Annotated in this window: 21 protein-coding genes and 1 pseudogene; 11 read left to right on the forward strand and 11 right to left on the reverse strand. The window is 69.8% G+C overall.

Going from position 1 to position 24,717, the window contains the following annotated elements:
* Positions 1-69 precede the first annotated feature (69 nt).
* From DK412_RS13865 to DK412_RS13875, 3 genes are all read right to left on the reverse strand, one after another.
* The gene (locus DK412_RS13865) at positions 70-285 is read right to left on the reverse strand and encodes a hypothetical protein (protein ID WP_109959700.1); all 216 of its coding nucleotides are present in this window, start codon (positions 283-285) and stop codon (positions 70-72) included.
* 257 nt (positions 286-542) lie between these two features.
* Positions 543-1,763 (reverse strand): LL-diaminopimelate aminotransferase, encoded by a 1,221-nt coding sequence (locus DK412_RS13870; RefSeq protein ID WP_109972418.1) that lies wholly within the window; start codon positions 1,761-1,763, stop codon positions 543-545.
* A 100-nt stretch (positions 1,764-1,863) separates the two neighbouring features.
* Entirely contained in the window at positions 1,864-2,235 is a 372-nt protein-coding gene (locus DK412_RS13875; RefSeq protein WP_109972419.1) for a hypothetical protein, read from the reverse strand.
* A gap of 211 nt (positions 2,236-2,446) precedes the next feature.
* On the opposite strand from DK412_RS13875, the gene phaC reads away from it, so the two are divergent.
* Positions 2,447-4,177 (forward strand): class I poly(R)-hydroxyalkanoic acid synthase, encoded by a 1,731-nt coding sequence (phaC, locus tag DK412_RS13880; protein ID WP_204165609.1) that lies wholly within the window; start codon positions 2,447-2,449, stop codon positions 4,175-4,177.
* Positions 4,178-5,028: 851 nt separating this feature from the next.
* Here phaC and DK412_RS13885 read toward each other — a convergent pair.
* Complete coding sequence (locus DK412_RS13885) at positions 5,029-6,327, reverse strand: outer membrane protein transport protein (RefSeq protein ID WP_109972421.1); 1,299 nt, start codon at positions 6,325-6,327, stop codon at positions 5,029-5,031.
* 487 nt (positions 6,328-6,814) lie between these two features.
* Between DK412_RS13885 and DK412_RS13890 the strand changes: the two genes are divergently transcribed.
* The 7 genes from DK412_RS13890 to DK412_RS13920 all read left to right on the forward strand — a co-directional run bounded on the left by DK412_RS13890 (position 6,815) and on the right by DK412_RS13920 (position 13,599).
* The gene (locus tag DK412_RS13890) at positions 6,815-7,699 is read left to right on the forward strand and encodes a fumarylacetoacetate hydrolase family protein (protein ID WP_109972422.1); all 885 of its coding nucleotides are present in this window, start codon (positions 6,815-6,817) and stop codon (positions 7,697-7,699) included.
* 52 nt (positions 7,700-7,751) lie between these two features.
* Positions 7,752-8,378 carry a response regulator transcription factor gene (locus DK412_RS13895; RefSeq protein ID WP_093568375.1) on the forward strand — a complete coding sequence of 209 codons (627 nt, stop codon included), beginning with the start codon at positions 7,752-7,754 and terminating at the stop codon, positions 8,376-8,378.
* Positions 8,379-8,617: 239 nt separating this feature from the next.
* Positions 8,618-8,983 (forward strand): septal ring lytic transglycosylase RlpA family protein, encoded by a 366-nt coding sequence (locus DK412_RS13900; protein WP_093568376.1) that lies wholly within the window; start codon positions 8,618-8,620, stop codon positions 8,981-8,983.
* 445 nt (positions 8,984-9,428) lie between these two features.
* The gene (locus DK412_RS13905; protein WP_109972423.1) at positions 9,429-9,683 is read left to right on the forward strand and encodes a hypothetical protein; all 255 of its coding nucleotides are present in this window, start codon (positions 9,429-9,431) and stop codon (positions 9,681-9,683) included.
* Between the two features lie 464 nt (positions 9,684-10,147).
* Entirely contained in the window at positions 10,148-11,623 is a 1,476-nt protein-coding gene (locus DK412_RS13910; RefSeq protein WP_109972424.1) for a PAS domain-containing methyl-accepting chemotaxis protein, read from the forward strand.
* A 317-nt stretch (positions 11,624-11,940) separates the two neighbouring features.
* A complete protein-coding gene (locus DK412_RS13915; protein WP_109972425.1) occupies positions 11,941-12,132 on the forward strand; it encodes a hypothetical protein in 192 nt (63 codons plus the stop codon).
* 444 nt (positions 12,133-12,576) lie between these two features.
* Positions 12,577-13,599 carry a glycosyltransferase family 2 protein gene (locus tag DK412_RS13920; protein ID WP_109972426.1) on the forward strand — a complete coding sequence of 341 codons (1,023 nt, stop codon included), beginning with the start codon at positions 12,577-12,579 and terminating at the stop codon, positions 13,597-13,599.
* Positions 13,600-13,953: 354 nt separating this feature from the next.
* On the opposite strand, the gene DK412_RS13925 is transcribed toward DK412_RS13920, so the two are convergent.
* Positions 13,954-14,160, reverse strand: a complete 207-nt coding sequence (locus tag DK412_RS13925) for a hypothetical protein (protein WP_109972427.1) — start codon at positions 14,158-14,160, stop codon at positions 13,954-13,956.
* Between the two features lie 339 nt (positions 14,161-14,499).
* Between DK412_RS13925 and DK412_RS13930 the strand changes: the two genes are divergently transcribed.
* Positions 14,500-15,444: a glycosyltransferase gene (locus DK412_RS13930; RefSeq protein ID WP_109972428.1), complete on the forward strand. Its 945-nt coding sequence runs from the start codon at positions 14,500-14,502 to the stop codon at positions 15,442-15,444.
* A 12-nt stretch (positions 15,445-15,456) separates the two neighbouring features.
* Here DK412_RS13930 and DK412_RS13935 read toward each other — a convergent pair whose 3' ends face one another.
* Positions 15,457-16,596 (reverse strand): anhydro-N-acetylmuramic acid kinase, encoded by a 1,140-nt coding sequence (locus tag DK412_RS13935; protein WP_204165564.1) that lies wholly within the window; start codon positions 16,594-16,596, stop codon positions 15,457-15,459.
* 139 nt (positions 16,597-16,735) lie between these two features.
* On the opposite strand from DK412_RS13935, the gene tyrS reads away from it, so the two are divergent.
* Entirely contained in the window at positions 16,736-18,010 is a 1,275-nt protein-coding gene (gene tyrS / locus DK412_RS13940) for a tyrosine--tRNA ligase (protein WP_109972429.1), read from the forward strand.
* A gap of 270 nt (positions 18,011-18,280) precedes the next feature.
* Here tyrS and DK412_RS31400 read toward each other — a convergent pair.
* From DK412_RS31400 to DK412_RS13965, 5 genes and pseudogenes are all read right to left on the reverse strand, one after another.
* Positions 18,281-18,439, reverse strand: a pseudogene (locus DK412_RS31400) (serine dehydratase beta chain); the annotation flags it as partial.
* Positions 18,440-18,636: 197 nt separating this feature from the next.
* Positions 18,637-19,206 carry a sarcosine oxidase subunit gamma family protein gene (locus DK412_RS13950; protein ID WP_109972430.1) on the reverse strand — a complete coding sequence of 190 codons (570 nt, stop codon included), beginning with the start codon at positions 19,204-19,206 and terminating at the stop codon, positions 18,637-18,639.
* Entirely contained in the window at positions 19,199-22,183 is a 2,985-nt protein-coding gene (locus DK412_RS13955) for a sarcosine oxidase subunit alpha family protein (RefSeq protein WP_109972431.1), read from the reverse strand. Before DK412_RS13955 ends, DK412_RS13950 begins: the two co-directional genes overlap by 8 nt.
* Complete coding sequence (locus tag DK412_RS13960; RefSeq protein ID WP_109972432.1) at positions 22,183-22,485, reverse strand: sarcosine oxidase subunit delta; 303 nt, start codon at positions 22,483-22,485, stop codon at positions 22,183-22,185. Before DK412_RS13960 ends, DK412_RS13955 begins: the two co-directional genes overlap by 1 nt.
* Positions 22,486-22,505: 20 nt before the next feature.
* Positions 22,506-23,759, reverse strand: coding sequence for a sarcosine oxidase subunit beta family protein (locus tag DK412_RS13965; protein WP_109972433.1), 1,254 nt, complete (start codon positions 23,757-23,759; stop codon positions 22,506-22,508).
* A 211-nt stretch (positions 23,760-23,970) separates the two neighbouring features.
* On the opposite strand from DK412_RS13965, the gene DK412_RS13975 reads away from it, so the two are divergent.
* Positions 23,971-24,441: a hypothetical protein gene (locus DK412_RS13975; protein WP_245447651.1), complete on the forward strand. Its 471-nt coding sequence runs from the start codon at positions 23,971-23,973 to the stop codon at positions 24,439-24,441.
* Positions 24,442-24,717 lie beyond the last annotated feature (276 nt).

Consider the following 24,717-nt stretch of genomic DNA (forward strand, 5'->3'; position numbering starts at 1 on the left):
CGGGGAGCGGCGCCCGGTTCCGGGGCGCGGCGTGCTGTCCTGGGTCGGGGCCCGACTCGGCCCCGCCGATCAGCCCTTGGTGCGGACCACGACCTCGCGCTCGCGCCGCACCCGCTCGCAATCGGCCCAGTAGCCGTTGAGGAGCGCGGGGGTCGAGGAGCAGCGATAGGCGATGTCGGGGCTCGGGGCCGGGACGGGGTCGCGGGCGATGATCGGGTTCGGCGCGCAGGCGGCCGGCAGGGCGGCCGCGGCGGCGAGAACGACGAGCTTCAGCGAGCGACGCATCGGAGACCCTAAGGTGAAACCAAACCTTGGCCGCACCCTGACGCCGCGACGGCCCCGGATCAAGCCGGAGCCGGACCGGGGGGCGACCGGGGACGCGTTTGCGCCGCTCCTGTCGCCCCCCGGCCACAAGAAATACCCCGGCGATGGCGAGCGGATCCGTTCGTCATCGCTGGGCAAGCCCGACCGGGCGCCGGCGCTGATGCGCCGGACGCCCTGCCACCGACATCGTCGATGGCAGGGCGCGTTCATGGGAAAGCTCAGCCGACCTTCTGCATCGGCACGACGTTGTGCAGCGTGCGGTCGGCGTTGTCGAAGAAGCGGCGGATGTTGCGGGCGGCCTGGCGGATGCGCTGCTCGTTCTCGACCAGTGCGATGCGCACGTAATCGTCGCCGTGCTCGCCGAAGCCGATGCCCGGCGCCACCGCGACGTCGGCCTTCTCGACCAGCAGCTTCGAGAATTCGAGGCTGCCGAGGCTCCGGAAACGCTCCGGGATCGGCACCCAGGCGAACATCGAGGCCGACGGCACCGGGATGTCCCAGCCGGTCTTCTGGAACGCGTCGACCATCGCGTCGCGGCGGCGGCGATAGGTGGCGCGCATCTCGTGGATGCAATCCTCCGGGCCGTTGAGCGCCGCGGTGGCGGCGACCTGGATCGGCGTGAAGGCGCCGTAATCGAGGTAGGACTTCACCCGGGTCAGGGCCGCGAGCAGCCGCTCGTTGCCGACCGCGAAGCCCATCCGCCAGCCCGCCATCGAGAAGGTCTTGGACAGGGAGGTGAACTCGACCGCGACGTCGATCGCACCCGGCACCTGGAGCACGGACGGCGGCGGGTTGTCGTCGTCGAAATAGACCTCCGCATAGGCGAGGTCGGAGAGCAGGATCAGCTCGTGCTTCTTCGCGAAGGCGACGAGGTCGCGGTAGAAATCGAGCGAGGCGACGTAGGCCGTCGGGTTCGACGGGTAGCAGACGACGAGCGCGACGGGCTTGGGGATCGAGTGCTGCATCGCCCGCTCGGCCGCCGGGAAGAAGGCCGGGGTCGGCTCGGCCGGGACCGAGCGGATCACGCCGCCCGCCATCAGGAAGCCGAAGGCGTGAATCGGGTAGCTGGGATTGGGCACCAGCACCACGTCGCCGGGCGCGGTGATGGCCTGCGCCATGTTGGCGAAGCCCTCCTTCGAGCCCAGCGTCGCCACGACCTGGGTGTCGGGGTTGAGTGAGACGCCGAAGCGGCGCTGGTAGTAGTGCGCCTGGGCGCGGCGCAGGCCCGCGATGCCCTTCGAGGCCGAGTAGCGGTCGGTGCGCGGCTTGCCGGCGGTCTCCACCAGCTTCTCGATCACGTGGCGGGGCGCCTCGAGGTCCGGGTTGCCCATGCCGAGATCGATGATGTCGGCGCCGTTGGCGCGGGCGGCGGCCTTGATCCGGTTGACCTGCTCGAAGACGTAGGGGGGCAGTCGCTTGATGCGATGAAAATCGGTCATGGCCGGGTCCTGGATCGGCGCCGCCGCTGCGACGCGCGTGTCACACACGCTGTCTAGAGGGGTTTTGGGGGAAGAGGAAGTTCGAGGACGGGGCGTCGCGTCACTCGGCCGGCGGGACTTTCGGTGGAGCCGGCGGCTTGACGGCGCCGCCGACCTTGGCGGCGTCGCGGCCCTTCGCCTCGTTGCGCTGGCGGCTGGCATCGAGCTCGGCCTCGAGCTGCTTCACCCCGGCGGCCGACTTGGCGCGGGTTTCGCGAGGGGGGGCCGAGACGCCGACCGGCAGGAACTCGCCGCCCCCGCGGCGGGTCTCCTTCACGAAGTCCGGCGCCGCGACCTCCTTGGGGCCGAACCCGGCGGATTTCGCGGCGTCGCGGATGCCGGCCCCGTCGAGGACGCAGCCGCCGGCGGAGAGGCAGGTCAAGAGGATTGCGGTGCGGGCGGCGACGGGCGAAAGAGCAGGAAACGCGGGCATGACGTTTGGGAAACCTTGCGCGAGGGCACCGTGGCAGTGCGGAAACCCGGTCCGGTCATCTGGCGGAACCGGCGGTTTGCGACGATATTTTGTCGGAAAGGCGGCTTGCTGCGGCGGACCGTCGACATGAGGGAGGAGAACGCGCGTGACGTCTGAGAGGAGTACGGCGCCGGTTGCGGATGTGGAGGCCCTGTCGCGCAATGCGGGCCTGATGACCGAGCAGTTCAGCCGGGCGCTCGCCGCCTACGCCAAGCCCCTCGAGGAGGGCAAGCCGAACACGGCGCTCGCCGAATCGGTGACCGAGGTGGTGCGCACGCTCGGCACCGTGGCCGAGAAGTGGTTCACCGATCCGCAGAAGGCGCTGGAGGCCCAGTCGCTGATCGGCGGTCAGTTCCTGGCCCTGTGGGGCTCGACGCTGCAGCGGATGCAGGGCGAGACGACGGTCACCCCCGTCGCCCTGCCCGATCCCAAGGACAAGCGCTTCGCCGCGCCCGAATGGACGACGAACCCGGTCTTCGACTTCCTGAAGCAGGGCTACCTGATCACCACCCGCTGGGCCGAGATCCTGGTCGACGAGGCCGAGGGGCTCGATCCGCATACCCGGGCCAAGGCGCAGTTCTACGTCCGGCAGATCTCCGGCGCGATGTCGCCGTCGAACTTCCTCGCCACCAACCCGGAGCTGATCCGCGAGACGTTTCGCGAGAACGGCGCCAACCTCGTGCGCGGCATGAAGATGCTGGCCGAGGACGTCGAGGCCGGCGGCGGCGAGTTGCGCGTGCGCCAGACCGATCCGGGCCAGTTCAAGGTCGGCGTCAACATGGCGAACACCCCGGGCGAGGTGGTGTTCCGCAACGACCTGATCGAGCTGATCCAGTACGCCCCGCAGACCGACACGGTGCTGAAGCGCCCGCTGCTGATCGTGCCGCCGTGGATCAACAAGTTCTACATCCTCGATCTGAACAAGGACAAGAGCTACATCGGCTGGGCGGTGAGCCAGGGCCTGACGGTGTTCGTGATCTCCTGGGTCAATCCGGACGCGCGCCACGCCAGCAAGGATTTCGAGAGCTACATGCGCGAGGGCATCTTCGCGGCACTGGAGGCGATCGAGCGGGCGACCGGCGAGCGCCAGGTCTCGGCGGTGGGCTACTGCGTCGGCGGCACGCTGCTCGCCGTGAGCCTGGCCTACATGGCGGCGGTCGGCGACGACCGTATCGCCAGCGCCACCTTCCTGACCACCCAGGTCGACTTCACCCATGCCGGCGACCTGAAGGTCTTCGTCGACGAGGCGCAGATCCGCTCGATCGAATCCGGCATGCAGAGCCGCGGCTACCTCGAAGGCGCCAAGATGGCCAACGCCTTCAACATGCTGCGGCCGAACGACCTGATCTGGCCCTACGTCGTCAACAACTACCTGAAGGGCAAGGCGCCGCTGCCCTTCGACCTCTTGTACTGGAACTCCGACGCGACCCGGATGCCGGCCGCCAACCACTCGTTCTACCTGCGCAACTGCTACCTCGACAACAAGCTGTCGCGCGGCGAGATGATGATCGGCAACGTGCGCCTCGACCTCGGCAAGGTGACGGTCCCGGTCTTCAACCTGGCGACGCGAGAGGACCACATCGCCCCGGCCCTCTCGGTCTTCGAGGGCTGCCGCGCCTTCGGCGGCTCCGTCGACTACGTCTTGGCGGGGTCGGGCCACATCGCCGGCGTCGTCAACCCGCCGGCCAAGCCCAAATACGGGTACTGGACCGGCGGTCCCGCCCACGGCTCGCTCCAGGACTGGATCGCCTCCGCCACCGAGCATCCCGGCTCGTGGTGGCCGTACTGGTTCTCATGGCTCGAGTACCAGAATTCCGAGCGGGTGCCGGCGCGCCAGCCCGGCGGCGGAGTGCTGCCGTCGCTCGGCGCGGCGCCGGGGACCTACGTGCTCGAGAAGGCGTGAGATGACGAATAGCCTCCGGGACCCTGTCCCGGGGGCTATTCGATGCTGACGCCGCCACAGCCAGCGACAACGGCGATCGGGAGTTTTGTGAGAGACACTTAGCCGAGGGCAGTGCGCCGTGCCTGCTCGGTTCGGCCTCGAGGTCTCTCCTGAGGCGGGCTATCTGTCGCTCATGGTGGCGCACCGCGACGTAGGCGGCGACGACGACGGGCACGATCAGGGAGAGAACTGCGTATTCGTTCACGGAACGAGGCCTCGCAGAGCGATCCGTGCAAGAACATGTTGGGACGCAGAGCCCGCGCGACAAGAGAGAAAAATCCGGATGCCGCTCTCATCTGCCTTACATGAGCTTGATCTGGCCACGCCGGCCAACTGAATTATTATAGAATAAATTATCGCGCTATTTTAATTATATACAATATTTACGTTGATTTGTCCGCACTCTAGACTGCAAGCAACAGCGGCGCAAAGCCGAGATTTGTTAATGCTAAGATTTTTTGTTCGAATCGCCCGTTCTCCACCTCGCCCCTTTCCCGGACGACTGAAGCGATAGCGGAAGGAGATCCGGGATCCAGCAGAGAAAGCGCCGCGAAGCGGCTCTGCATGCTGCGGCGTTGCAGACATAGAGACGCTTCGCGACTTCTTACGCTGGATCCCGGATCTCCTTCCGCTGACGCTCCAGTCGTCCGGGAAAGGGGAGGTCTACGATCGATCGCCTTACAAGCTCGGCATTGGCGTGCAGTCATGTACCGCGGTCGGTTCCGGGGCCGCGCAGCGGATCCCGGAACGACGTGCAATATGGAGACGCCGTCGAGAGGAGCGGTCGAACGCCCCCGTCGAAGCCCCTCCCGTCAGTACTTCCGCACCAGCGGCACCGGGATCGGCGCCGGGGCCGGCGGGTTGTCCCAGCGGTACTTCAGGCCGACCGAGACGATGTCGGCGCTGGCCTCCGAGGTCGCCAGGAAGGCGAGCGGCGCCGTGTAGAGCGGCTCGCCCGGCACGATCGCGATCCGGTTGCGGCCGCCGACGGAGAACAGGTGCTGGTACGAGACGTCGAACTGGATCTTCTCGCTGTAGCGGTAGCTGGCGCCGACCGAGGCGAAGTAGCGGTCGCCGTCGGGCAGGCGGGTCGAGCGGTTCGAGAGGTCGATCGGCGACTGCTCGTAGGCGAAGCCGAGGCGGCCGGTCCATTGCGGGGTGAAGTCGTACTCGGCGCCGACCGAGTAGTAGAACCCGTTCTTGTAGTTCAGCGGCAGAGCCGTCACCGGCCGGCCGAGCGCCAGCGAGACGATCGCCGGCGAGCCGATCCGGGTCCAGTTGTCCCACTCGAAGCCGAAGTTCAGGCGGAAGTCCTGGGTGATCGCCTGGGTCAGGCCGACCGAGACCTTCTCGGGAGTGTTGAGCGAGGCGCGGACCTGGCCGATGCCGTAGGCCGAGCCCTCGATCTGGTGGTTGATCGAGGAGCGGTAGCCGACGCCGACCGTGGTGCCCTCCGAGAGGCGCGCCACCACGCCCGCCGTAAAGCCCCAGCCCCAATCGTCGCCCTTGAGGAACGCCGTCTGGGCGCCCGGGGTGATGCCGGTGGCCTGGCGGAGCGTCAGCTTGAAGTATTCGAGCACCGGCCCGGCCGCGACCGACAGCCAATCGTTGACCTTGTAGCCGATCACCGGGTTGAAGTTGAGCGAGAAGATTTTCGACGACCGGCTGTAGGTCTGGCCGGCCCAGACCGGGTTCGGCTTGGTGATCAGGCCGAACGGCGCGGCGCCGGACAGGCCGATGAACAGCCGGTCGCTGAGCTGGTAGTTCGTGTAGGTCGCCGGCAGCACCGCCGCCTGGCCGATATCGCCGGAATTGCCGAGCCCGATCAGCGGCGGGAAGGTGCCGGTCGTGGGGGTGATGGTCGCCGAGGGCGCGACCAGGGTGGCGTTGAAGTCCGAGTTCCAGCCCGGCTTCATCGTCACGACGGCCGGGTTCCAGAACATCGACGACAGGCCGCCGGAGCCGGCCGCCGCGCCCGCGAAGGCGAGGCCCATCGCCTGGGCGCTCTGCTCGCGCAACCCGAACGCCGCCGCCTGCGCCGCACCATTGGCCCCCGCCAGCAGCATCAGCGATGCACCGGCGAGCAGCGCCACCCTCCTCGAACCCGTCATGACGTTACCCCAGACCCCAAGAATTCCGTGCCGCGCGGCTCTACGGACGCCCACAGCTTGAGCGGGATGATGCGGCAGCAGGCAGCTTTCAGGCAATCCCGGGGACGTGCCCAGGATCTATCAGGCCGACTTAAGTAAAGGCGTGCAATTTCTGCTCAAGATCGCATCATCTCAGTCGAGATTAGGAATCCGGTCTGCATATCAGGCCCTCTCCTGTAGAGGCAAAGATGGAGCCGGCCGGCCCCGCCCGCCGCGCCGACACGGTTTCGCCCCAGATGTGACGAAACTGCAACGGGCGAAGCCGCCCTCGGACGGGCTCGCCGGCTTGCGGCGGCCCGGCGCCGGCGCCAATGTCCTGGCCCGCGTGGATCTGGAGCAGTGCCCGATCGCGTTGCGATCGGGCACTGCTCCAGCTCTTTGATTTTGTCGCATTTTCTGCGACGAACCGGTTTCCACTTCGTCGGAAAATGCTTTGGGGAGACGACCAATGAAGCTTGTGCGCTGGGGCGAGAACGGGGCGGAGAAGCCGGGCCTCGTCGACGGGAGCGGCGCGATCCGCGACCTGTCCGGGGTGATCCGCGACATCGCCGGCCCGTTCCTCGCCGCCGACACCCTCCAGACCCTGCGCGGCATCGACCCTGCGACCCTGCCCGAGGTGCCGGCCGGCACGCGGCTGGGGCCGTGCGTCGGCCATGTGCGCAACTTCATCGCCATCGGCCTCAACTACGCCGACCATGCCGCCGAGACCGGTTCGCCGATCCCCGCCGAGCCGATCCTGTTCAACAAGGCGCCGTCCTGCATCGTCGGCCCGAACGACGACGTGATCCTGCCCAAGAGCTCGGCCAAGACCGACTGGGAGGTCGAGCTCGCCATCGTGATCGGCAAGCGCGCGTCCTATGTCCACGCCAACGAGGCGCTGGACTACGTCGCGGGCTACTGCGTCTGCCACGACGTGTCCGAGCGCGAGTTCCAGCTCGAGCGCGGCGGCACCTGGACCAAGGGCAAGGGCTGCCCGACCTTCGGTCCCCTCGGCCCGTGGCTCGTCACCCCGGACGAGATCGCCGACGTGCAGAATCTCGGGATGTGGCTCGACGTGAACGGCGAGCGGATGCAGACCGGCTCGACCCGCACGATGATCTTCGACTGCCGGCAGATCGTCTCCTACCTGTCGCACTTCATGCTGCTCGAGCCCGGCGACGTCATCACCACCGGCACGCCGCCCGGCGTCGGCATGGGCATGAAGCCGGCCCGCTTCCTGAAGTCCGGCGACGTCGTCACCCTCGGGATCGAGTCCCTGGGCGAGCAGCGCCAGACCGTCGTGGCCTTCGACGACTGGACCGCCAAGGTGGCGGCCGGCCAGCCGACCAACTGAGGCGCGACGGCCCGCGGGCTGCGTCCCGCGGGCCCGTCCGGAGGGCAGAGCCATGGACGTGCTCGTCGTCGACGACCACCCGATCGTGCTGCAGGGCTGCCGCCGGGTGCTGGAGGATGCCGGTGTCGGGACCGTGCACGAGGCCACCGGCATCGCCGCGGGCTACCGCCGCTTTCGCCGGCACCGGCCCGACCTCGTGGTCGCCGACCTGACCTTCCAGGGCGCCTCGCTCAGCGGCCTGGCGCTGATCCGCCGGATCCGGGCGGTGGCTCCTGACACCCGCATCCTGGTCTTCAGCATGCACGACGACCCGGAGATCGCGGTCCGCGCCCTGGAGAGCGGGGCGGCCGGCTACGTGCTGAAGGACACCGCCTCGTCGGAGCTGCACCTCGCCTTCGAGCGCGTGCGGGACGGCGGCACCTACGTCGCGCCGTCGCTTGCCGCCGAGGTCGACCGCCTGCGGCGCGAGGCGCCGGCCGCCCCTCCCCTCACCCCGCGCGAGCGGCAAATCCTGGCCCGCCTCGGCGCCGGGCGCTCGCACGGGGCGATCGCCGAGGAACTGGGGCTCAGCTACAAGACCATCGCCAATGCCTGCACGCAGCTGCGCCGCAAGCTCGGCGCCCGCACCCTCGCCGACCTGATCCGCATCGCCCTGCGCGAGGCGGGGCGGAACCCCTGATTCCCGCAGGCCGGCTTCCCCTGACCTTGCCCGAACCTTGGCCGTACGATGGCGCGCCGCGCCGCACCGCTTGGCGCGGGTCTTCCTTGCGAAGACAGTTAACCGATGTAAACCATACCAGGAGACGAAACAAACATCTTCGAGTATACGCTAGAATATCATTATTTACACTGTTCCATAATGTCGCCTTCTTCAGTTTTATGTTGCGCCGCGTCAAGCAACAAAAACGGGAATGCGAAATGGTTTCGAAGGCAAAGCTGGCGATCCTCGGTCTCGCAGCAGCGGGCGCCGTCGGAGTGACGTTACAAGCCAGCACGCCCGCCGAAGCCCAGTCCGGTCGTGCCTCCTGGTACGGCCCCGGATTTCAGGGCCGGCGCACTGCGAACGGTGAGCGCTTCAACACGCACGCCTTCACGGCGGCTCATCGCCGCCTCCCCTTCGGCACCCGGGTTCGGGTCACCAACACGTCGAACGGCCGCTCGGTCGTGGTGCGCATCAACGATCGCGGCCCCTTCGTCGGCGGCCGGGTGATCGACCTGTCCCAGGCCTCCGCCCGGGCGATCGGCATCGCGGGCGTCGCCCGCGTGCGCCTCAGCCGCCTCTGAGCGGCGCTCCCGCTCTCGCGCCAAGAGACGTTGCGCCGAGAGACGTCGCACCAAGAGACGTCGCGGCGTAGGGGGGGCCCGACTTCTCGCGATCCTGCGCCGCCATCCGGTGCGATTCAGCCTCCGGAAGAAATCTTCTGGAAATCATCTACGGCGAAGACGATATCCGATCCGTCCAGTCCCGACGCCGCCTCGTCTTGAAAGCGGTGCGGTCCGGGACGGGTCGATCGGTTCGTGCGGCAGTCGAGAGGGGCGTTCCGGCGCCGGCCGCGGCTTTCGCCGATGATCAAGTCTTGGATCCTACCGCAGCGGACGCGTCTGCGCGGCCTTGTTCGGCCGCGAGGCGGGCGCGTACGGCCAAGGTACCCTATTGCGGCCGGGATCGTCGGGCAGGCTCCCGCCTTCGCCCGCCCCCGGCCTTCCCCCACCCTCCCGGAGAGACATCGTGCTCCTGCGTTCCACCCTCATCCTCGTCCTGACCACCGGCGCCGCCCTCGCCCAGCCCGCCCTCGCCCAATCGGCGATGGTCGATCGCGCGGTGCTCAAGCAGTACTGCACCGGCGATTATCTGACCTATTGCGGCAACCTCTCGCCGGACGGGCCCGAGGTGCAGGCCTGCTTCCGCCACAACAAGTCCAAGCTGTCGCCGGACTGCCAGGCCGCGATCAGCAGCTACATGAAGGCGCAGCGCAAGGGCTGACGACCGGGGGCCCTCCCCTGGCGGGAGGGCGGTCGGCCCGGCGCCGCACCCACCGAGCGGAGCCCCGGGCACCCGGTCCGCGGCCGGTCGACTGCCTTCCACAATATTGCGCCCCAATCATTGGCTTGCTCCATGATTTGCGCCTGCCCGGGCGGCACATCCGAGGCGGCGCGGCAAATCGTGACAGGGCCTCCACATCACGCTTGGCCGGCGACGCTGCCGCTCTATCTTTCGCCGGTACGCGAGGTCCGCGCCGGAGCATCGCGCGCCGTCGATCGGATCCTATGGCAATACTCCGAGATGCACGGCTCTTTTGCTGCGTCAGTATTTGATCTGACAAGAAATCTCGTTGGGTAATAGGTATATTTTCATAGCCAATCTTTGATCATAAGTATGATTTCCTTCATCCTTCAATAAGAATTCGGGAGCACGGTCTCCGGTACGTGCTGCGAGAGACCAACCCCTTGTCCTTCCTCCAATCGAGCCATGCCGCCCTGCTCGCGGCCGTCGACCGGTCGCAAGGCCGGATCGAGTTCGACCCGGCCGGGATGATCCTGGACGCGAATGCCTGCTTCCTGGGCCTGACCGGCTACACCCTGGCCGAACTCCGGGGCCGGCATCACAGCCTGCTGATGCCGCCGGGCGAACGCGACGGCCCGGACTACGCGGCGTTCTGGCAGGGTCTGCGGGAGGGCCGGTTCGAGACCCGGGAGTTCCGCCGGATCGCCAAGGACGGGCGCTCGATCTGGATCCAGGCCTCCTACAATCCGGTGCTCGACCGGCGCGGCCGTGTGGTGCGGATCGTGAAGCTCGCCTCCGACATCACCGCCCGCAAGGAGCACGACGCCTATCTGGCCGGCCAGATCGCCGCCCTCGACCGCTCGCAGGCGGTGATCCACTTCACGCCCGACGGGATCATCACCGAGGCCAACGCCATCTTCCTCGACGCGATGGGATATGCCCGCGACGAGGTGGTGGGGCGCCACCACGGCCTGTTCGTCGCCGAGGCCGAGCGGACGAGCGCTGCTTACGCCGCATTCTGGCAGGGCCTGGCCGCCGGGCGCCACCAGGCCGGCGAGTTCCACCGCGTCGCCAAGGGCGGCCGCGACGTGTGGATCTTCGGCGCCTACCACCCGGTGCTCGACCTCGACGGCAAGCCCTGCGCGGTGGTGAAGTTCGCCACCGACATCACCCAGCAGGTGCTCGACCGCCAGCGCCGCAGCGTGGGCCAGCGGACGATCGAGGCGGACATCGCGGCGATCACGGTCGCGGTCTCGGAGGTCTCGGCCCAGGCCCGCACCACCAGCGAGCAGACGGCCCAGACCTCCGGCAACGTCGAGGCGGTGGCCGCCGGCACCGAGGAATTCGCCGCCTCGATCGCCGAGCTCGGCCGCCATGCCGAGGATGCCCGCGCCGCCTCCGACGCGGCGGTGCAGAAGGCCCAGGATGCCGGCGGCATCGTGGCGAGCCTGACCCAGGCCGCCGACCGGATCGGCGAGGCGGTGTCGCTGATCCGCTCCATCGCCGATCAGACCAACCTGCTCGCGCTCAACGCCACCATCGAGGCGGCCCGGGCCGGTCAGGCCGGCCGCGGCTTCGCGGTGGTCGCCGCCGAGGTCAAGGCGCTCGCCGGCCAGTCGGCCCGGGCGACGCAGGAGATCGGCACGCAGATCGACGCCGTGCAGGGCGCGACCTCCGAGGCGGTCGCGGCGATCGCGGGGATCGTCACGGCGATCGGCACCGTCAGCGAGATCTCGGTCGGGGTCTCGACCGCCATCACCCAGCAGGCCGCGGTGACCCGCGACATGTCGGCCAACATGCAGAACGCCGCCCGCAGCGTCGCCTCGGTACGCCGGAACATGGAGCGGATCACCGGCTCGGCGGACGACGTCGACAGTTCGATCCGCAAGGTGTCGCAGGCGGCGCGGGCGCTGCTCTGAGGTCGGGCGCCGGCGTCGCTCAGGCGCTGAGCCCGAGGAGCACGACCAGGGCGATCCCGAGGGCGAGGCACGAGGCTGCGGCGAACAGGACGGGCATCTTTGGGCCTCCAGGGGAGCGGCGACGGCTCGGCCGTGCTAGCGCCGGAGTGAGGCCGCTCCGTGACGGTGGGGCAGGATGCTCGGCCGCGACCCGATCGGCCCGGGCGACGCGGCGGCCTCACGCGGCCCGGCCGGCCTGCCCCACGCGCGCGGACGACCCGACTCGCCCCGCGAGGCATGTTCCTGTAGTATGGCTGTTCGCGCAAGCAAGGAGAGCCATGCATCTCGTCGTGACGGCCCACACCCCGGACGGGCACCTTTCGTACCAGCGCTCCTCACCGGAGGCGGCTTTGGAGAAGGCGGACGAACTCGCGGCGGACGGCCACGAGTGGATCGTGATCACCGACATCACCGGCCGCCACTACCAGCCCGGCGAGTTCGACGACCTGTTCGTGCATCCGGGCCAGTGACACGATTTCTGCATTGCGTCAGCGATCCGACGGGATCGCCTGAAGCAATCGGAAATCGCATGAGGGCGCGGGGGCGAGGCCGGTCTCGTCCCCGCCCGTTCCGCGCCCGTGCGGGCATCCCGGCGCGGATGACGGCCCAGCCGAACCCGCCGATCGGCGTAAGCGCCGCCCCCGAAATGCGGTCCGGCTCCTCCGACTCGACAAGGTTGCTCCGCCCCCGACCCATGGTCTGATCGCGGCCCAGTGCACCTCACGACACTCCCGCCGCACTGGCGCCGCCCCAGCGCGCGACGCCGGTGACCGGGAGTGTCGCGAGAGACACTGAAGCGTGGAGGACCGCGGGGTGCGGTCGTCTCGCGCCGGCTGACCTCCCGCGACACGCGCGCAGCCGAGACGTGCAACCGGGACCGGCCAGCCAGGGTCGGCCATGCCGAAGGGTCGGACATGCCGAGCGTCGACGTCATCATTCCCTGCTATCGCTACGCGGATTTCCTCGCCGAGAGCGTCGGCAGCGTCCTCGCGACCGAGGATTGCGACGTCCGGGTCCTGATCCTCGACGACGCCTCGCCCGACCACACGCCGGAGGTGGCGGGAGCCCTGTGCCGGGCCGATTCCCGGGTGGAGTACGTCCGGCACGCGACCAACCACGGCCACATCGCCACCTACAACGAGGGCTTGGCCTGGGCGCGGGCGGAATGCCTGCTCCTGCTCTCGGCGGACGATTTCGTCACGCCCGGGGCCTTGTCCCGGGCGGCGCACCTGATGCAGGCGCGGCCGGAGCTGAGCCTGGTCTACGGTCCGTATCTCAGCGTCGAGGAGGGCAAGCCCCGCCCGGAGATGCCGCCGGCCGATCGCGAGGCCGGCCACACGGTCTACGACACGCGGCAGTTCTTCGCGCTCAACCGCTTCATCAACCCGATCCACACGTCGACCGCCGTGGTGCGCACCGCGATCCAGCACCGGGTCGGCGGCTACAAGGCGGAGCTGACCCATTCGGGCGACCAGGAGATGTGGCTGCGGCTCGCCCTGCACGGATCGGTCGCCCGGATCGACCGGCCGCAGGGCGTCTGGCGCCAGCACGGCAGCAACATGTCGTCGTTCTACTACGAGCAGATGCTGCGCGACATCGACCAGCGCAAGCTGATGTTCGACACCGTCTTCGGCTACCCCGAGGCCGCGCCGGTCGCCGACATGGAGGCGCCGATGCGCCTCGGGCTCGCCATGGCGGCGGTGCGCCACGCCAGCCAGCCCTTCGACCGGGGCGACGCCGCGGGCGCCCGCCACATGATGGCGCATGCCGCCGGCCTCAGCCCGGCGGTGCGCCGCACGCGGCTGTGGTGGCTGCAGGCCGCCAAGCTGGCGATGGGCCCGCGCGCCTGGCAGGCCGTGCGCCCGGTCGTCACGAAGCGGCTCGGCCTGTCGCTCGGCCGCTTCGTCGCCCCGATCGAGCGCCCGGACGCGGTGTAGGACGGGCGCGGGGGATGGCCCTCTGGACGGTCCCGTCCGCGGCGCCGTTCCGCAGCCGTGGAAGCGGAGCCTGGAATCGGCACCGCCGGATTTCTGAAGCCGGCTTGATGATTCTCACCGATCTCACACCCACAGGGTCATTCCGGGGCCGCGCAGCGGAGCCCGGAGTGCCGCGGGCACGCCCAGAACCGCTGAGCGTTCAGGACAGGGCGGAGATCGCTCCGCCTTCTTCTGGAACACCTGAGATTCCGGATTCCGGGCTCCGCTGCGCGGCCCCGGAATGACGCGGAGGGATTCAAGCGCCGGCAGCACTTGCGAGGGATCTCGCGCGCAAAAAGTCCCTATCCGTCAGCTTCACGCAGCGCCGAGCGCGTCGCGCTGGACCGGCGGCAGCGTGCGCACGGGGAAGGGAATGATCTGGCAGCGGCTCCCCGGCTCCGCGGCGGCGTCGCGCCGGCGGGCCGAGCGCTCGACCGCGGAGGCGATCGCCAGCTTCGCGCGCGGGGAATAGCCGCGACGGCGCAGCCAGGCCGGGATCGGGGAGACGCTTCTCTTCGACATAATCCGTGTGCCGTTGCTGGGTGGGCGACGGCGTTAGTTCAAACATGGATGCCGGACCCGGGAAACGCCTCGGCGTCCCAATCTCTTGCACCAGAATCCCAACGCGCGGCCATCGATCTTGAAGGCCGGCGCGGCGGCCCGACGTCGACCGGCCGCGCACCGTGGTGGGAATCGCCGGGCGAGCCGCGGCCGATGCCGCCTCCACCCTTCGCCGTAGCTCCTTTCCCCCTGACGGCCGGTGGCCGGTGGCCGGAAGGCGCGGCTCTCGGCCCAAGGCCCGCCTGCTAATCAGGATCCGGACACGGCGCGGCCTCCCGCGCCCTAGCCGGGACTCCCGCCATGGCCTCCTACCCCCTCCCCGCCGTCTCCGTGGTGATCCCGCTGTTCCAGAAGGCGGACGTGATCGGCGAGACGATCGAGGCGGTGCTCCGGCAGACCTATCCGCTGTTCGAGGTGATCGTGGTCGACGACGGCTCGACCGATGGCGGCGGCGACGTCGTCGCGGCGTTCACGGACCGCAGGATCCGCCTGATCCGCCAGGCCAATGCCGGCGCGTCGGCAGCGCGCAACCGGGGCGTCGCCGCGGCGCGGGGCGACTGGATCGCCTTCCTCGACGCCGACGACCTGTGGGCCGGCCGGCACCTCGAGAACCTGATGGCGGCGGCCTCCCGGGGGGATGCGGTCGCGGTCTTCGCCAACCACCTGCTGGCCAGCCGCTCCGCGCCGGTGATGAAGGCCGACGTGCCCGACCAGCGCGTCGACGATCCCTTCGCCTTCGTGCTCGCGACCTACCCCTACGCGGTGCATCCGAGCAGCCTCCTGGTGGAGCGGGCCGCGCTGATCCGGGCCGGCCTGTTTCCGGTCGGGGCCGTGATGGGGGAGGACACCGACACCTGGTGCCGTCTCGCCCTCGAGGGTCCGTTCCGCTACGTCGCCGAGCCCACGGCGGTGTACCGCGACGGCCATCCGACCAGCGCGCTCGCCGGCCAGATGCGCCGCCGCCCGCTGCCGCCGCCCTTCGACCGGACGCTCACCGCGCTCCTGCGCCACGGCACGGTGCCGCGCCACCTCGTGCGCTCCGCCGGGCGCTACCGCAACTTCCTGATGCTCGAATACGCCCGCCAGCTCCTCGACAGCGGCGACGCGGACGCCGCGCGCGACACCTTACGGCGCCATTGCCGCCTCGCCGACGATCCTCTGCGCTACGCCCGGCGCTTCCTGCGCACGTGGTCGTTCGGGCACCGGCTCTACGCGCTGTCGCGGCAATGGGTGCCGTCGCGGTGAAGGCAGGCTCCCCTACCCCTCCGGCCGCGCCAGCACCCCGCCGGTGATCGCCTGGCTCACGCCGGTCGTCGACGGGAAGGTGATCGGCAGGCCCTCCACCGAGCGCACCGCGAGATAGGCGAAGGCCTGGGCCTCCAGGAAGGCGGAGGACCAGCCGATCGCGTCCGCCGTCGTGATCTCGGCGCGCAGGTAGTAGTTGAGCTGGCGCAGCAGCTCGCCGTTGCGGGCTCCGCCGCCGGCGACGATCCAGCGGGTCGGCGGGTCGGAGGCGTGGTCGAGGGCGCGGGCGACCGCCCGGGCGGTGAAGGCGGTGAGCGTGGCGGCGCCGTCCTCGGTCGAGAGCTGGCCGGCGAGCTTGTGCGAGAACCAGTTCCGGTCGAGCGACTTCGGCGGCCGGCGCGAGAAGAACGGGTGGATCAGGAGCCAGGCGAGCAGCGGCTCGTCGGGCCGGCCGCGAGCCGCCGTGCGGCCGTTGTCGTCGAGGGCGTGGCCGGTGCGCTCGCGCATCCAGTCGTCGATCAGGGCGTTGCCCGGGCCGGTATCGAAGGCGAGGATCTTGCCGTCCCGGGCGATCAGCGTCGCGTTGGCCACGCCCCCGATATTCAGGATGCCGAGGCTGTCGGTGAAGCCCGAGGCCTGGGCGAGCGCCCGGTGAAAGACCGGCACCAGCGGCGCCCCCTGCCCACCCGCCTCGATGTCGGCGTTGCGCAGGTCCGACACGACCTTGATGCCGAGACGGCGGCTCAACGCCTGGCCGTCGCCGATCTGCACGCTCATCTTCTGGTCGGGCCGGTGCACCACGGTCTGGCCGTGGAAGCCGATCACGTCGATGTCGGCGGCGCTCAATCCGTTCTCGGAGAGGAAATTCTCAACCGCCTCGGCGTGGAGGCGGGTCACCAGATCCTCGGCTTGGGACAAGCAGCCCGGGCGCTCGCTGCGCTCGGTGACGGCTTCCGCATCGATCAGGGCCTGGCGCAGGAGCGCCCGGTCGTCGTCGGAATAGGCACGATAGCCGGTGGGCCCGAGGGGCTCGAGGTATCCGTTGTGGCTGCGCGCGACCCGGATGGTCTCGCCGTCGGTCTCGATCAGCGCGACGTCGACGCCGTCGAGGGAGGTGCCGCTCATCAGCCCGATCGCGCGCCGCATCGCCATTCCGAATCGCCCCCGTGCCTTTCGGGGCCGGCTTTGCTATGCACCGACCCGTTCCGAATCCGACGGAGCTAGCATGGCGGCGCCGCGCTGTCGCCGAGCCCACGGCAGATTGCCTTCCACGAGACCGATCGAGAGTACCATGGCCGCGCCCACCGACTTCGCGCCGCGTTCCGACTTCCTCCGCGTTCTCCTGGAGCGCGGCTACGTCCACCAATGCTCCGACTTTTCGGGCGTGGACGAGGCGGCCCGCGAGGGCCGGCTGACGGCCTATGTCGGCTACGATTGCACGGCGCCGTCGCTGCATATCGGCCACCTGCTCTCGATCATGATGCTGCACTGGCTCCAGGCGACCGGCGGCAAGCCGGTGGCGCTGATGGGTGGCGGCACCACGCGCGTCGGCGACCCGTCGGGCCGCGACGAGAGCCGCAAGATCCTGACGCTCGATCAGATCGAGGCCAACAAGACCGAGATCGGCAAGACCTTCTCGCGCTTCCTCGATTTCGGAGCGGGCTCCAACGCCGCGCTGATGGCCGACAACGCCGAGTGGCTGACCACGCTCAACTACATCGAGATGCTGCGCGAGATCGGCCGGCACTTCTCGGTCAACCGGATGCTGTCGATGGACAGCGTGCGGCTGCGGCTGGAGCGTGACCAGGAGCTGTCGTTCCTGGAATTCAACTACATGATCCTGCAGGCCTACGACTTCGTCGAGCTGAACCGCCGCTACGGCGTGACGCTGCAGATGGGCGGCTCGGACCAGTGGGGCAACATCGTCACCGGCATCGATCTCGGCCGGCGCCTCGGCACGCCGCAGCTCCACGCCCTGACCTGCCCGCTGATGACGACGGCGTCCGGCGCCAAGATGGGAAAGACGGCGTCCGGCGCGGTCTGGCTCAACCCGGACATGCTGAGCCCGTACGATTACTGGCAGTTCTGGCGCAACACCGAGGACGCCGATGTCGGCCGCTTCCTGCGCCTGTTCACCTTGATGCCGCTCGACGAGGTGGCGAGGCTCGAGGCCCTGGGCGGCCAGGAGATCAACGAGGCCAAGAAGGTTCTCGCCACCGAGGCGACCGCCCTGCTGCACGGCCGCGAGGCGGCGGACGGCGCCGCCGAGACGGCGCGGCGCACCTTCGAGGAGGGCGCGCTGGCGCAAAGCCTGCCCACCGTCGAGGTCTCCCGCGCGGCGATCGAGGCGGGGCTGGGCGTGCTCTCGGCCTTCGGGCCGGATCACGCGGCGCTGGTGCCCTCGACCAGCGAGGCGCGGCGGCAGGTGAAGAGCGGCGGGCTCAAGGTCAACGACGCGCCCGTCACCGACGAGCGCGCGGTGATCGGTGCCGGCGACGTCACCCCGGAGGGCGTGGTGAAGCTGTCCTTCGGGCGCAAGAAGCACGTGCTGCTGCGGGTGGTGTAAGGGTCGATCGGCGGCGCAACCCTTTTTCCGGCGCGAGCAAGGCCTCTTGAGAGATCTTGGAAGATAAAGCGCAGGTCTCCCCTCTCCCGTGTGGGAGAGGGGATCTCGCGCCATATCTTGTTCCGGAGGCTGTTTCGACAGTAGCGGATCGGTGGACGTCAACACGCCGCCACATTGGCCGCCAGTCCGCCCAGCGACGTCCCCTTGTACTTCGCCTGCATGTCGTGCCCGGTCTGCCCGAACAGCTCGACGCTCATCCGCGCCACATCCGTCTTGGAGGCGATCCGCGCGGAAGCGACGCGCGGCCACCATCGGGTCGATCGTGTGCGAGCTCGACGGGCCGATGCCGATCTTGAACAGGTCGAAGGCACTGATCAGGGGTCGCCTCGGAGCCTGGATGATGGAGCGGACCGACCTGACACCCTGCATGTCATCCCGGGGCCGCGCAGCGGAACCCGGGATCCGCAACCGCGACGGTCCAGGGTGAAGCGGAACGCTGCCCGCCTCGTCAGGCCACCTCAGCGGCTATGGATCCCGGGTTCTCGACTTCGTCGAGCCCCGGGATGACGTGGAGCGTGGGTCGATGTGTGCGTCAGATCGACAGAACCACACGACCGAACAAGCGCTCAACCCGCCGACTGCGCCGCCTCGACCAGGAAGCCGTGGACGTAGGCCGAGAACGAGCGCCAGCATTCGACGCGATACGGGAGCCCTGGGCCGTGGTGCCGGATCAGCACGATCTCCGCCTTGCCGAGCAGCGTGCGGGTCGCGGAGCCCGCCGGGAAGGCGGTCTCGCCGAGATCGAGGGGGCAGCCGGCATTGAGCGCCAAAGCGGCCCGCGCGCCACCGACATCGATGCCGACATTGCGGTGGGAGATGTCGACGATCGCGTGGAACCGTTCGCCGAGATCCGCGCCGAGCGCCCCCGGCAGGGTGTCGGCCTCGGATTCGTCGGTGCCGATCAGCCACTCGTCGGGGCCGAGCCGGGCGATCCAGCGCCGCGCGTCGCCGCTCACCGTGTTGATCGGCCGGTCGAGGGGAAGGCCCGCCGCCGAGGCGGCGGGGCCGCGGACGCGCAACGAGAACCGCGCCTCGGGCCCGGCGGGCCGGATCACGATGCCGGACCCGGCCGGGTCGGCGGCCGGGGAACGGCCGAGGGGGCGCGCGCGGGCGGTGCGGTAGAGGGCCTCAAGCATGGATGCGCTCGCCTGTGGGATCGAGGAAGACCGGATCGACGACCGTGACGCGGGCAAAGCCCTCCGGCGTCGTAGCGTGGAGGTGGCCACCCAGCCGCGCGCGCCCGTCCGCCACCAGGGCGAGCGCGATCGAGCGCCCGCAAGTCGGGCTGGCATAGCTCGACGTGACGTGGCCGAGCATCCGCATCGGGATCGACTGGCCCGGATCGGCGACGAGCTGCGCGCCCTCGTCGAGGACGAGCCTGGAATCGTCGGTGACGAGGCCGACGAGCTGCTTGCGGCCGCTCGCCACCACGTCGGGCCGGGCGAGCGAGCGCTTGCCGACGAAGTCCTTCTTCGCCTTGGCGATCATGCCCGACAGGCCGACATCGTCCGGCGTCACCGTGCCGTCGGTCTCCTGGCCGACGATGATGTAGCCCTTCTCGGCCCGCAGCACGTGCATCGTCTCGGTGCCGTAGGGAGTGATGCCGTGGGCCTCGCCGGCGGCGCAGACGGCCTCCCAGACCGTCAGGGCATGGTCGGACGGCACGTTGATCTCGAAGCCGAGCTCGCCGGTGAACGAGACGCGAAACAGCCGGGTCGGCACGCCGCAGATCGTGCCGGAGCGCATCGCCATGTGGGGAAAGGCCTCCGGCGACAGGTCGATCCCCTCGACCAGCGGCGCGATCACCGCCCGCGCCTTCGGCCCCTGGAGGGCGATCACCGCCCATTGCTCGGTGGTCGAGGTGAGGAAGACCTTGAGATCCGGCCACTCGGTCTGGAGGTAATCCTCCATATGGGCGAGCACCCGGGCGGCCCCCCCGGTCGTCGTGGTGACGTGGAAGCAATCGGGCGCGACCCGGGCGATCACGCCGTCGTCGAGGATGTAGCCGTCCTCCTTCAGCATCAGCCCGTAGCGGCAGCGCCCGACCTCGAGCTTCAGCCAGGGATTGACGTAGAGCCGGTTCATGAACTCGGCCGCGCCGGGTCCCACCACCTCGATCTTGCCGAGCGTCGAGGCGTCGAAGATCCCCACACTCTGCCGCACCGCCCGGCACTCGCGGGCGACCGCATCGTGCATCGTCTCGCCGGGTTTCGGGAAGTACCAGGCGCGGCGCCACAGGGCGACGTTCTCGAACTTGGCGCCGCGCGCCTCCGCCCAGTCGTGGATCGGCGTGGTGCGGATCGGATCGAACAGGGCGTGGCGCGCAGGTCCCACGAGGGTGCCGAAGGTGACCGGCGTGTAGGGCGGCCGGAAGGTCGTGGTGCCGACGCTCGGCAGGGTGGTATCGAGGTGCCCGGCGACGAGGCCGAGGGCGTTCATGTTGGACGTCTTGCCCTGATCGGTCGCCATGCCGGTCGTGGTGTAGCGCTTGACGTGCTCGACCGACCGAAAACCCTCGCGCACCGCGAGGCCGATATCCTTGGCGGTGACGTCGTTCTGGAAATCGACGAAGGCCCGGACCTTGGCCGGATCGGCATCGGTCGGCATCGCGCGGACCGGCCGGAAGCCGGTGGGGGTCGGGCTCGCGGTGAAGCGGCGCCGCTCCTCGGACCCGGCCGCCGCGGCGCCGGCCGCGTCACCCTGGGCGAGGCATCCGGCGAGGTCGTACACGCCCTTGGCGGCACCGGCCGAGCGCTCGGCCTGCACCGAGGTGCCGGGCACGAAGGCGTCGATGGCGGCGTCGAATGCGAGCTTGCCGCGGGATTGGGAGAACAGGTGCACCGCCGGCGTCCAGCCGCCCGACATGCCGACGCAGTCGCACGGCAGCAGGCGATGCGCCCCGCAACGCCCGGCCCGGTCGGCCGGTGCGACGACGAGGCCGGTGACGCGCTTGCCCCCCTTGGCACCGATCACCGTGTGGCCGGTGAGGACCTCGATACCGGCGCCGCGCGCACGCGCCAGTTCCGGGCCGCATTCCTCCTCGGTGCGCAGATCGACCACGGTGACGGCGAGGCCCGCCGCCTTGGCCTCAACGGCGGTCGCGTAGGCCGAGGCGCCGCTCGTCGCGACGACGAGCCGCCGGCCGGGCGCCACGCCGTAGCGGTTGAGGAAGACCCGCACGCTCTCGGCGAGCAGGATGCCGGGGCGATCGTTGTCGGCGAAGACCAGCGGACGCTCGTGGGCGCCGGTCGCCAGCACCACCTCGCCGGCCCGCACCTGCCACAGCCGCTCGCGCGGGGCGCTGCCGGGGTCGGGCAGATGGTCGGTGATCCGCTCGGCGAGCGCGACGTGGTTGTGGTTGTAGTAGCCGAAGGCGGTGGTGCGGGAGAGCAGGATGACGGTCTCGCGCGAATCGAGCTCGGCCAGCGCCGCCTCCAGCCACTCCGCCGCCGGCCGGCCGTCGATCTCGGCATCGACGTCGTGCAGCAGCGCGCCGCCGGGCTCGGGCCCCTCGTCGGCGAGGATGACCCGCTTGCCGGTGCGGGCGGCGGCGAGCGCCGCCGCGAGGCCGGCGGGTCCCGCCCCGACCACCAGCACGTCGCAATGGGCGTGGCGGTTGGCGTAGCGGTCCGGATCGGGCACGGCCGGCGCCGTGCCGAGGCCGGCCGCCGCGCGGATCACCGGCTCGTAGACCTTGTCCCAGAATTTCTTGGGCCACATGAAGGTCTTGTAGTAGAACCCCGCGACGAAGACCGGCGAGAGCAGGTCGTTGACCGCGCCGATATCGTGTTCGAGCGAGGGCCAGTGGTTCTGGGACAGGGTCTTCAGCCCGTCTCTCGCCTCCACCACCGAGGCGCGGTTGTTCGGGTCGATCCGGCCGGGCCCGCGATCGACCGAGAGCAGCGCGCTCGGCTCGTCCGAGCCGTGGCTCAGGATGCCGCGCGGGCGGTGATACTTGAACGAGCGCCCGACGAGGTGGATGCCGTTGGCGAGCAGCGCCGAGGCGACGCTGTCGCCGTGGAAGCCCACGACGGTGCGGCCGTTGAAGGTGAAGCGGACCGGGCGGGCGCGGTCGATGCGGCCGCCCCGGGACACTCTGAACGGCTGTACCATCACGCCCTCGCCTCGCTGGTGGTCTCGCCGATGGTCCTGGGCTGTCCGCCCGCCGGGTAGGTCTCGAGGAAGCGGTCGCTCACGGTGTCGCGGAGCGCGTTGAACCAGCGCCCGCAGCCATGGGCGTGGCACCAGCGCTCGGCATGGACGCCACGCGGATTGGCGCGCACGAACAGGTGCTCGGCCCATTGCGCGTCGGTCAGCGCCGCCGGGTCGGCGGGCCGGGCGATGTGGGCCTGTCCGCCGCAGCGGAACTCGGTCTCGGGTCGGTTGCCGCAATGGGGGCAGGCGATCAGCAGCATCGGGCGCCTCGTTCCAGGAATCAGTGCGCGACGGCCGCGGCGGCGGCCTCGTCGATGAGGCGCCCGGTGCGGAACCGGTCGAGGGTGAAGGGCGCGTTGATCGGGTGCGGCTCGCCGGTCGCGAGGGTGTGGGCGAAGACGTGGCCCGAGCCCGGCGTCGCCTTGAAGCCGCCGGTGCCCCAGCCGCAATTGACGAACAGGTTGTCGACCGGGGTCCTGCCGATGATCGGCGAGCGGTCCGGCGTCACGTCGACGATGCCGCCCCAGGAGCGCAGCATCCGCATCCGGGTGAATTGCGGAAACAGCTCGCAGATCGCGTCGAGGGTGTGGGTGGTGATGTGCAGCCCGCCCTGCTGGCTGTACGACGTGTACTGGTCGGTGCCCGCCCCGATCACCAGCTCGCCCTTGTCCGACTGCGAGATGTAGGCGTGCACCGCGTTCGACATCACCACGCAGGGGAAGACGGGCTTGACCGGCTCCGACACCAGCGCCTGGAGCGGGTAGCTCTCGAGCGGCATGCGCACGTCGGCCATGGCCATCACGGTCGAGGTGTGGCCGGCGGCCACCACCCCGATCCGCCCGGCCTTGATGAAGCCGCGCGTCGTCTCGACGCCGATCGCCGCCCCTGACGCGTCGCGGCGGATGCCGGTGACGGCGCAGTTCTGGATGATGTCGACGCCGCGCGCATCCGCCCCGCGGGCGTAGCCCCAGGCGACCGCGTCGTGGCGCGCCGTGCCGGCCCGGCGCTGGAGCGCGCCACCGAGGACCGGGTAGCGCAGGCTTTCGCCGATATCGAGCGGCGGACAGAACTCCTTGCACTGCTCCTTCGACAGCCACTCGTTGTCGATGCCGTTGAGGCGGTTGGCGTAGATGTGGCGCTTGAAGGACTGCACGTCGTGCTGGGTGTGCGCAAGCATCAGGACGCCGCGCTGCGAGAACATCACGTTGTAGTTCAACTCCTGGGACAGGCCCTCCCAGAGCTTCAGCGCGTGCTCGTAGAGCGCGGCGCTCTCGTCGTAGAGGTAGTTCGAGCGGATGATCGTGGTGTTGCGGCCGGTATTGCCGCCGCCGATCCAACCCTTCTCCACCACCGCCACGTTGGTGATGCCGTGGACCGTCGCGAGGTAGTAGGCGGTCGCGAGGCCATGTCCGCCTCCGCCGACGATGACGACGTCGTAGGCCGGCTTCGGCTGCGGGTCCCGCCACTGGCGGCCCCAGCCCCGGTGCCCCTTGAGGGATTCGGAGAGCAGCGACGAGAGGGAGAATCGGCGCATCTTTCGGCCTTCCTGTGTTGCCGGATCATCGGAGCGGCGCCGGCCTGCGGCTTGCGCGACGGCGACCGCGGGTTTGGGATTTGCGACTTCACACGAAGGGCGATGGTCCATCCTCCCGGGACATCCTTCCTGCTTGCCCCGCGCGCCAGCCTGGAGCCAGTCTCAAGGCGGCGCTGCAAGCCCTCGATTCAAGTTTCGACGGATGTGGACGATGGCGGTCGGGCAAGCCGACATCATGGCGAAGGACGGCGGCGTCGCCGAGGACGTGACGACGGTCGGCTTCATGCTGGTCGAGCAGTCCTCGATGATCGCCGCCTCGTCGGCGATCGAGTCGCTGCGCCTCGCCAACCGGGCGGCGCGGCGCGAACTCTACCGCTACTCGCTGTGGTCGGAGACCGGGCAGAGCTGCACCGCCTCGAACGGCGTCGAGGTGCGGGTCGCGGGGAGCCTCGGCGAGGCGCCTCCCCTCGCCATGGCGATCGTCTGCCGCCTGCGGCGGCATCGACATCCACCGCCGCGCCCACCGGGCGCTCCAGGCGGCCTTGCGCCGCAGCGCGATCCGCGGCGCGGCGCTCGGGGCGGTCTGCACCGGCACCTACGGGCTCGCCAAGGCGGGGCTCCTCGACGGCGACCGGGCGACGATCCACTGGGAGAACCAGGCGAGCCTCGCCTCCGAGCATGACGGGCTGGGGATCGGCTCCGACCTGCTCGAGATCGACCGCAACCGCTTCACCTGCGCCGGCGGCACGGCAGCCGACATGATGCTGTCCCTGACCGTGCGCGACCACGGGCCCGGCATCGCCACGTCGAACGAGATGTCGCGCAGGCCGACGACGCCGCCGCAGGCGGCGGCGATGACGGATGAGGCTCCTCCGGCCCCCCTCACCCTTGCCCTGCGGGCTCGCCGAACCTCTAGACGAGGGTTCGGCCCTCTCGCCGCCCGCGGGGAGAGGAGAAA

The sequence above is a fragment of the Methylobacterium sp. 17Sr1-1 genome (assembly GCF_003173775.1).
Classification (GTDB): domain Bacteria; phylum Pseudomonadota; class Alphaproteobacteria; order Rhizobiales; family Beijerinckiaceae; genus Methylobacterium.

Excerpts from the sequence above, each read along its gene's own strand:
- DK412_RS13865 (WP_109959700.1), bottom strand. The coding sequence starts at position 285 with ATGCGTCGCTCGCTGAAGCTCGTCGTTCTCGCCGCCGCGGCCGCCCTG.
- DK412_RS13870 (WP_109972418.1), bottom strand. The coding sequence starts at position 1,763 with ATGACCGATTTTCATCGCATCAAGCGACTGCCCCCCTACGTCTTCGAG.
- DK412_RS13875 (WP_109972419.1), bottom strand. The coding sequence starts at position 2,235 with ATGCCCGCGTTTCCTGCTCTTTCGCCCGTCGCCGCCCGCACCGCAATC.
- phaC (WP_204165609.1), top strand. The coding sequence starts at position 2,447 with ATGACCGAGCAGTTCAGCCGGGCGCTCGCCGCCTACGCCAAGCCCCTC.
- DK412_RS13885 (WP_109972421.1), bottom strand. The coding sequence starts at position 6,327 with ATGACGGGTTCGAGGAGGGTGGCGCTGCTCGCCGGTGCATCGCTGATG.
- DK412_RS13890 (WP_109972422.1), top strand. The coding sequence starts at position 6,815 with ATGAAGCTTGTGCGCTGGGGCGAGAACGGGGCGGAGAAGCCGGGCCTC.
- DK412_RS13895 (WP_093568375.1), top strand. The coding sequence starts at position 7,752 with ATGGACGTGCTCGTCGTCGACGACCACCCGATCGTGCTGCAGGGCTGC.
- DK412_RS13900 (WP_093568376.1), top strand. The coding sequence starts at position 8,618 with ATGGTTTCGAAGGCAAAGCTGGCGATCCTCGGTCTCGCAGCAGCGGGC.
- DK412_RS13915 (WP_109972425.1), top strand. The coding sequence starts at position 11,941 with ATGCATCTCGTCGTGACGGCCCACACCCCGGACGGGCACCTTTCGTAC.
- DK412_RS13920 (WP_109972426.1), top strand. The coding sequence starts at position 12,577 with ATGCCGAGCGTCGACGTCATCATTCCCTGCTATCGCTACGCGGATTTC.
- DK412_RS13925 (WP_109972427.1), bottom strand. The coding sequence starts at position 14,160 with ATGTCGAAGAGAAGCGTCTCCCCGATCCCGGCCTGGCTGCGCCGTCGC.
- DK412_RS13930 (WP_109972428.1), top strand. The coding sequence starts at position 14,500 with ATGGCCTCCTACCCCCTCCCCGCCGTCTCCGTGGTGATCCCGCTGTTC.
- DK412_RS13935 (WP_204165564.1), bottom strand. The coding sequence starts at position 16,596 with ATGGCGATGCGGCGCGCGATCGGGCTGATGAGCGGCACCTCCCTCGAC.
- tyrS (WP_109972429.1), top strand. The coding sequence starts at position 16,736 with ATGGCCGCGCCCACCGACTTCGCGCCGCGTTCCGACTTCCTCCGCGTT.
- DK412_RS13950 (WP_109972430.1), bottom strand. The coding sequence starts at position 19,206 with ATGCTTGAGGCCCTCTACCGCACCGCCCGCGCGCGCCCCCTCGGCCGT.
- DK412_RS13955 (WP_109972431.1), bottom strand. The coding sequence starts at position 22,183 with ATGGTACAGCCGTTCAGAGTGTCCCGGGGCGGCCGCATCGACCGCGCC.
- DK412_RS13960 (WP_109972432.1), bottom strand. The coding sequence starts at position 22,485 with ATGCTGCTGATCGCCTGCCCCCATTGCGGCAACCGACCCGAGACCGAG.
- DK412_RS13965 (WP_109972433.1), bottom strand. The coding sequence starts at position 23,759 with ATGCGCCGATTCTCCCTCTCGTCGCTGCTCTCCGAATCCCTCAAGGGG.
- DK412_RS13975 (WP_245447651.1), top strand. The coding sequence starts at position 23,971 with ATGGCGGTCGGGCAAGCCGACATCATGGCGAAGGACGGCGGCGTCGCC.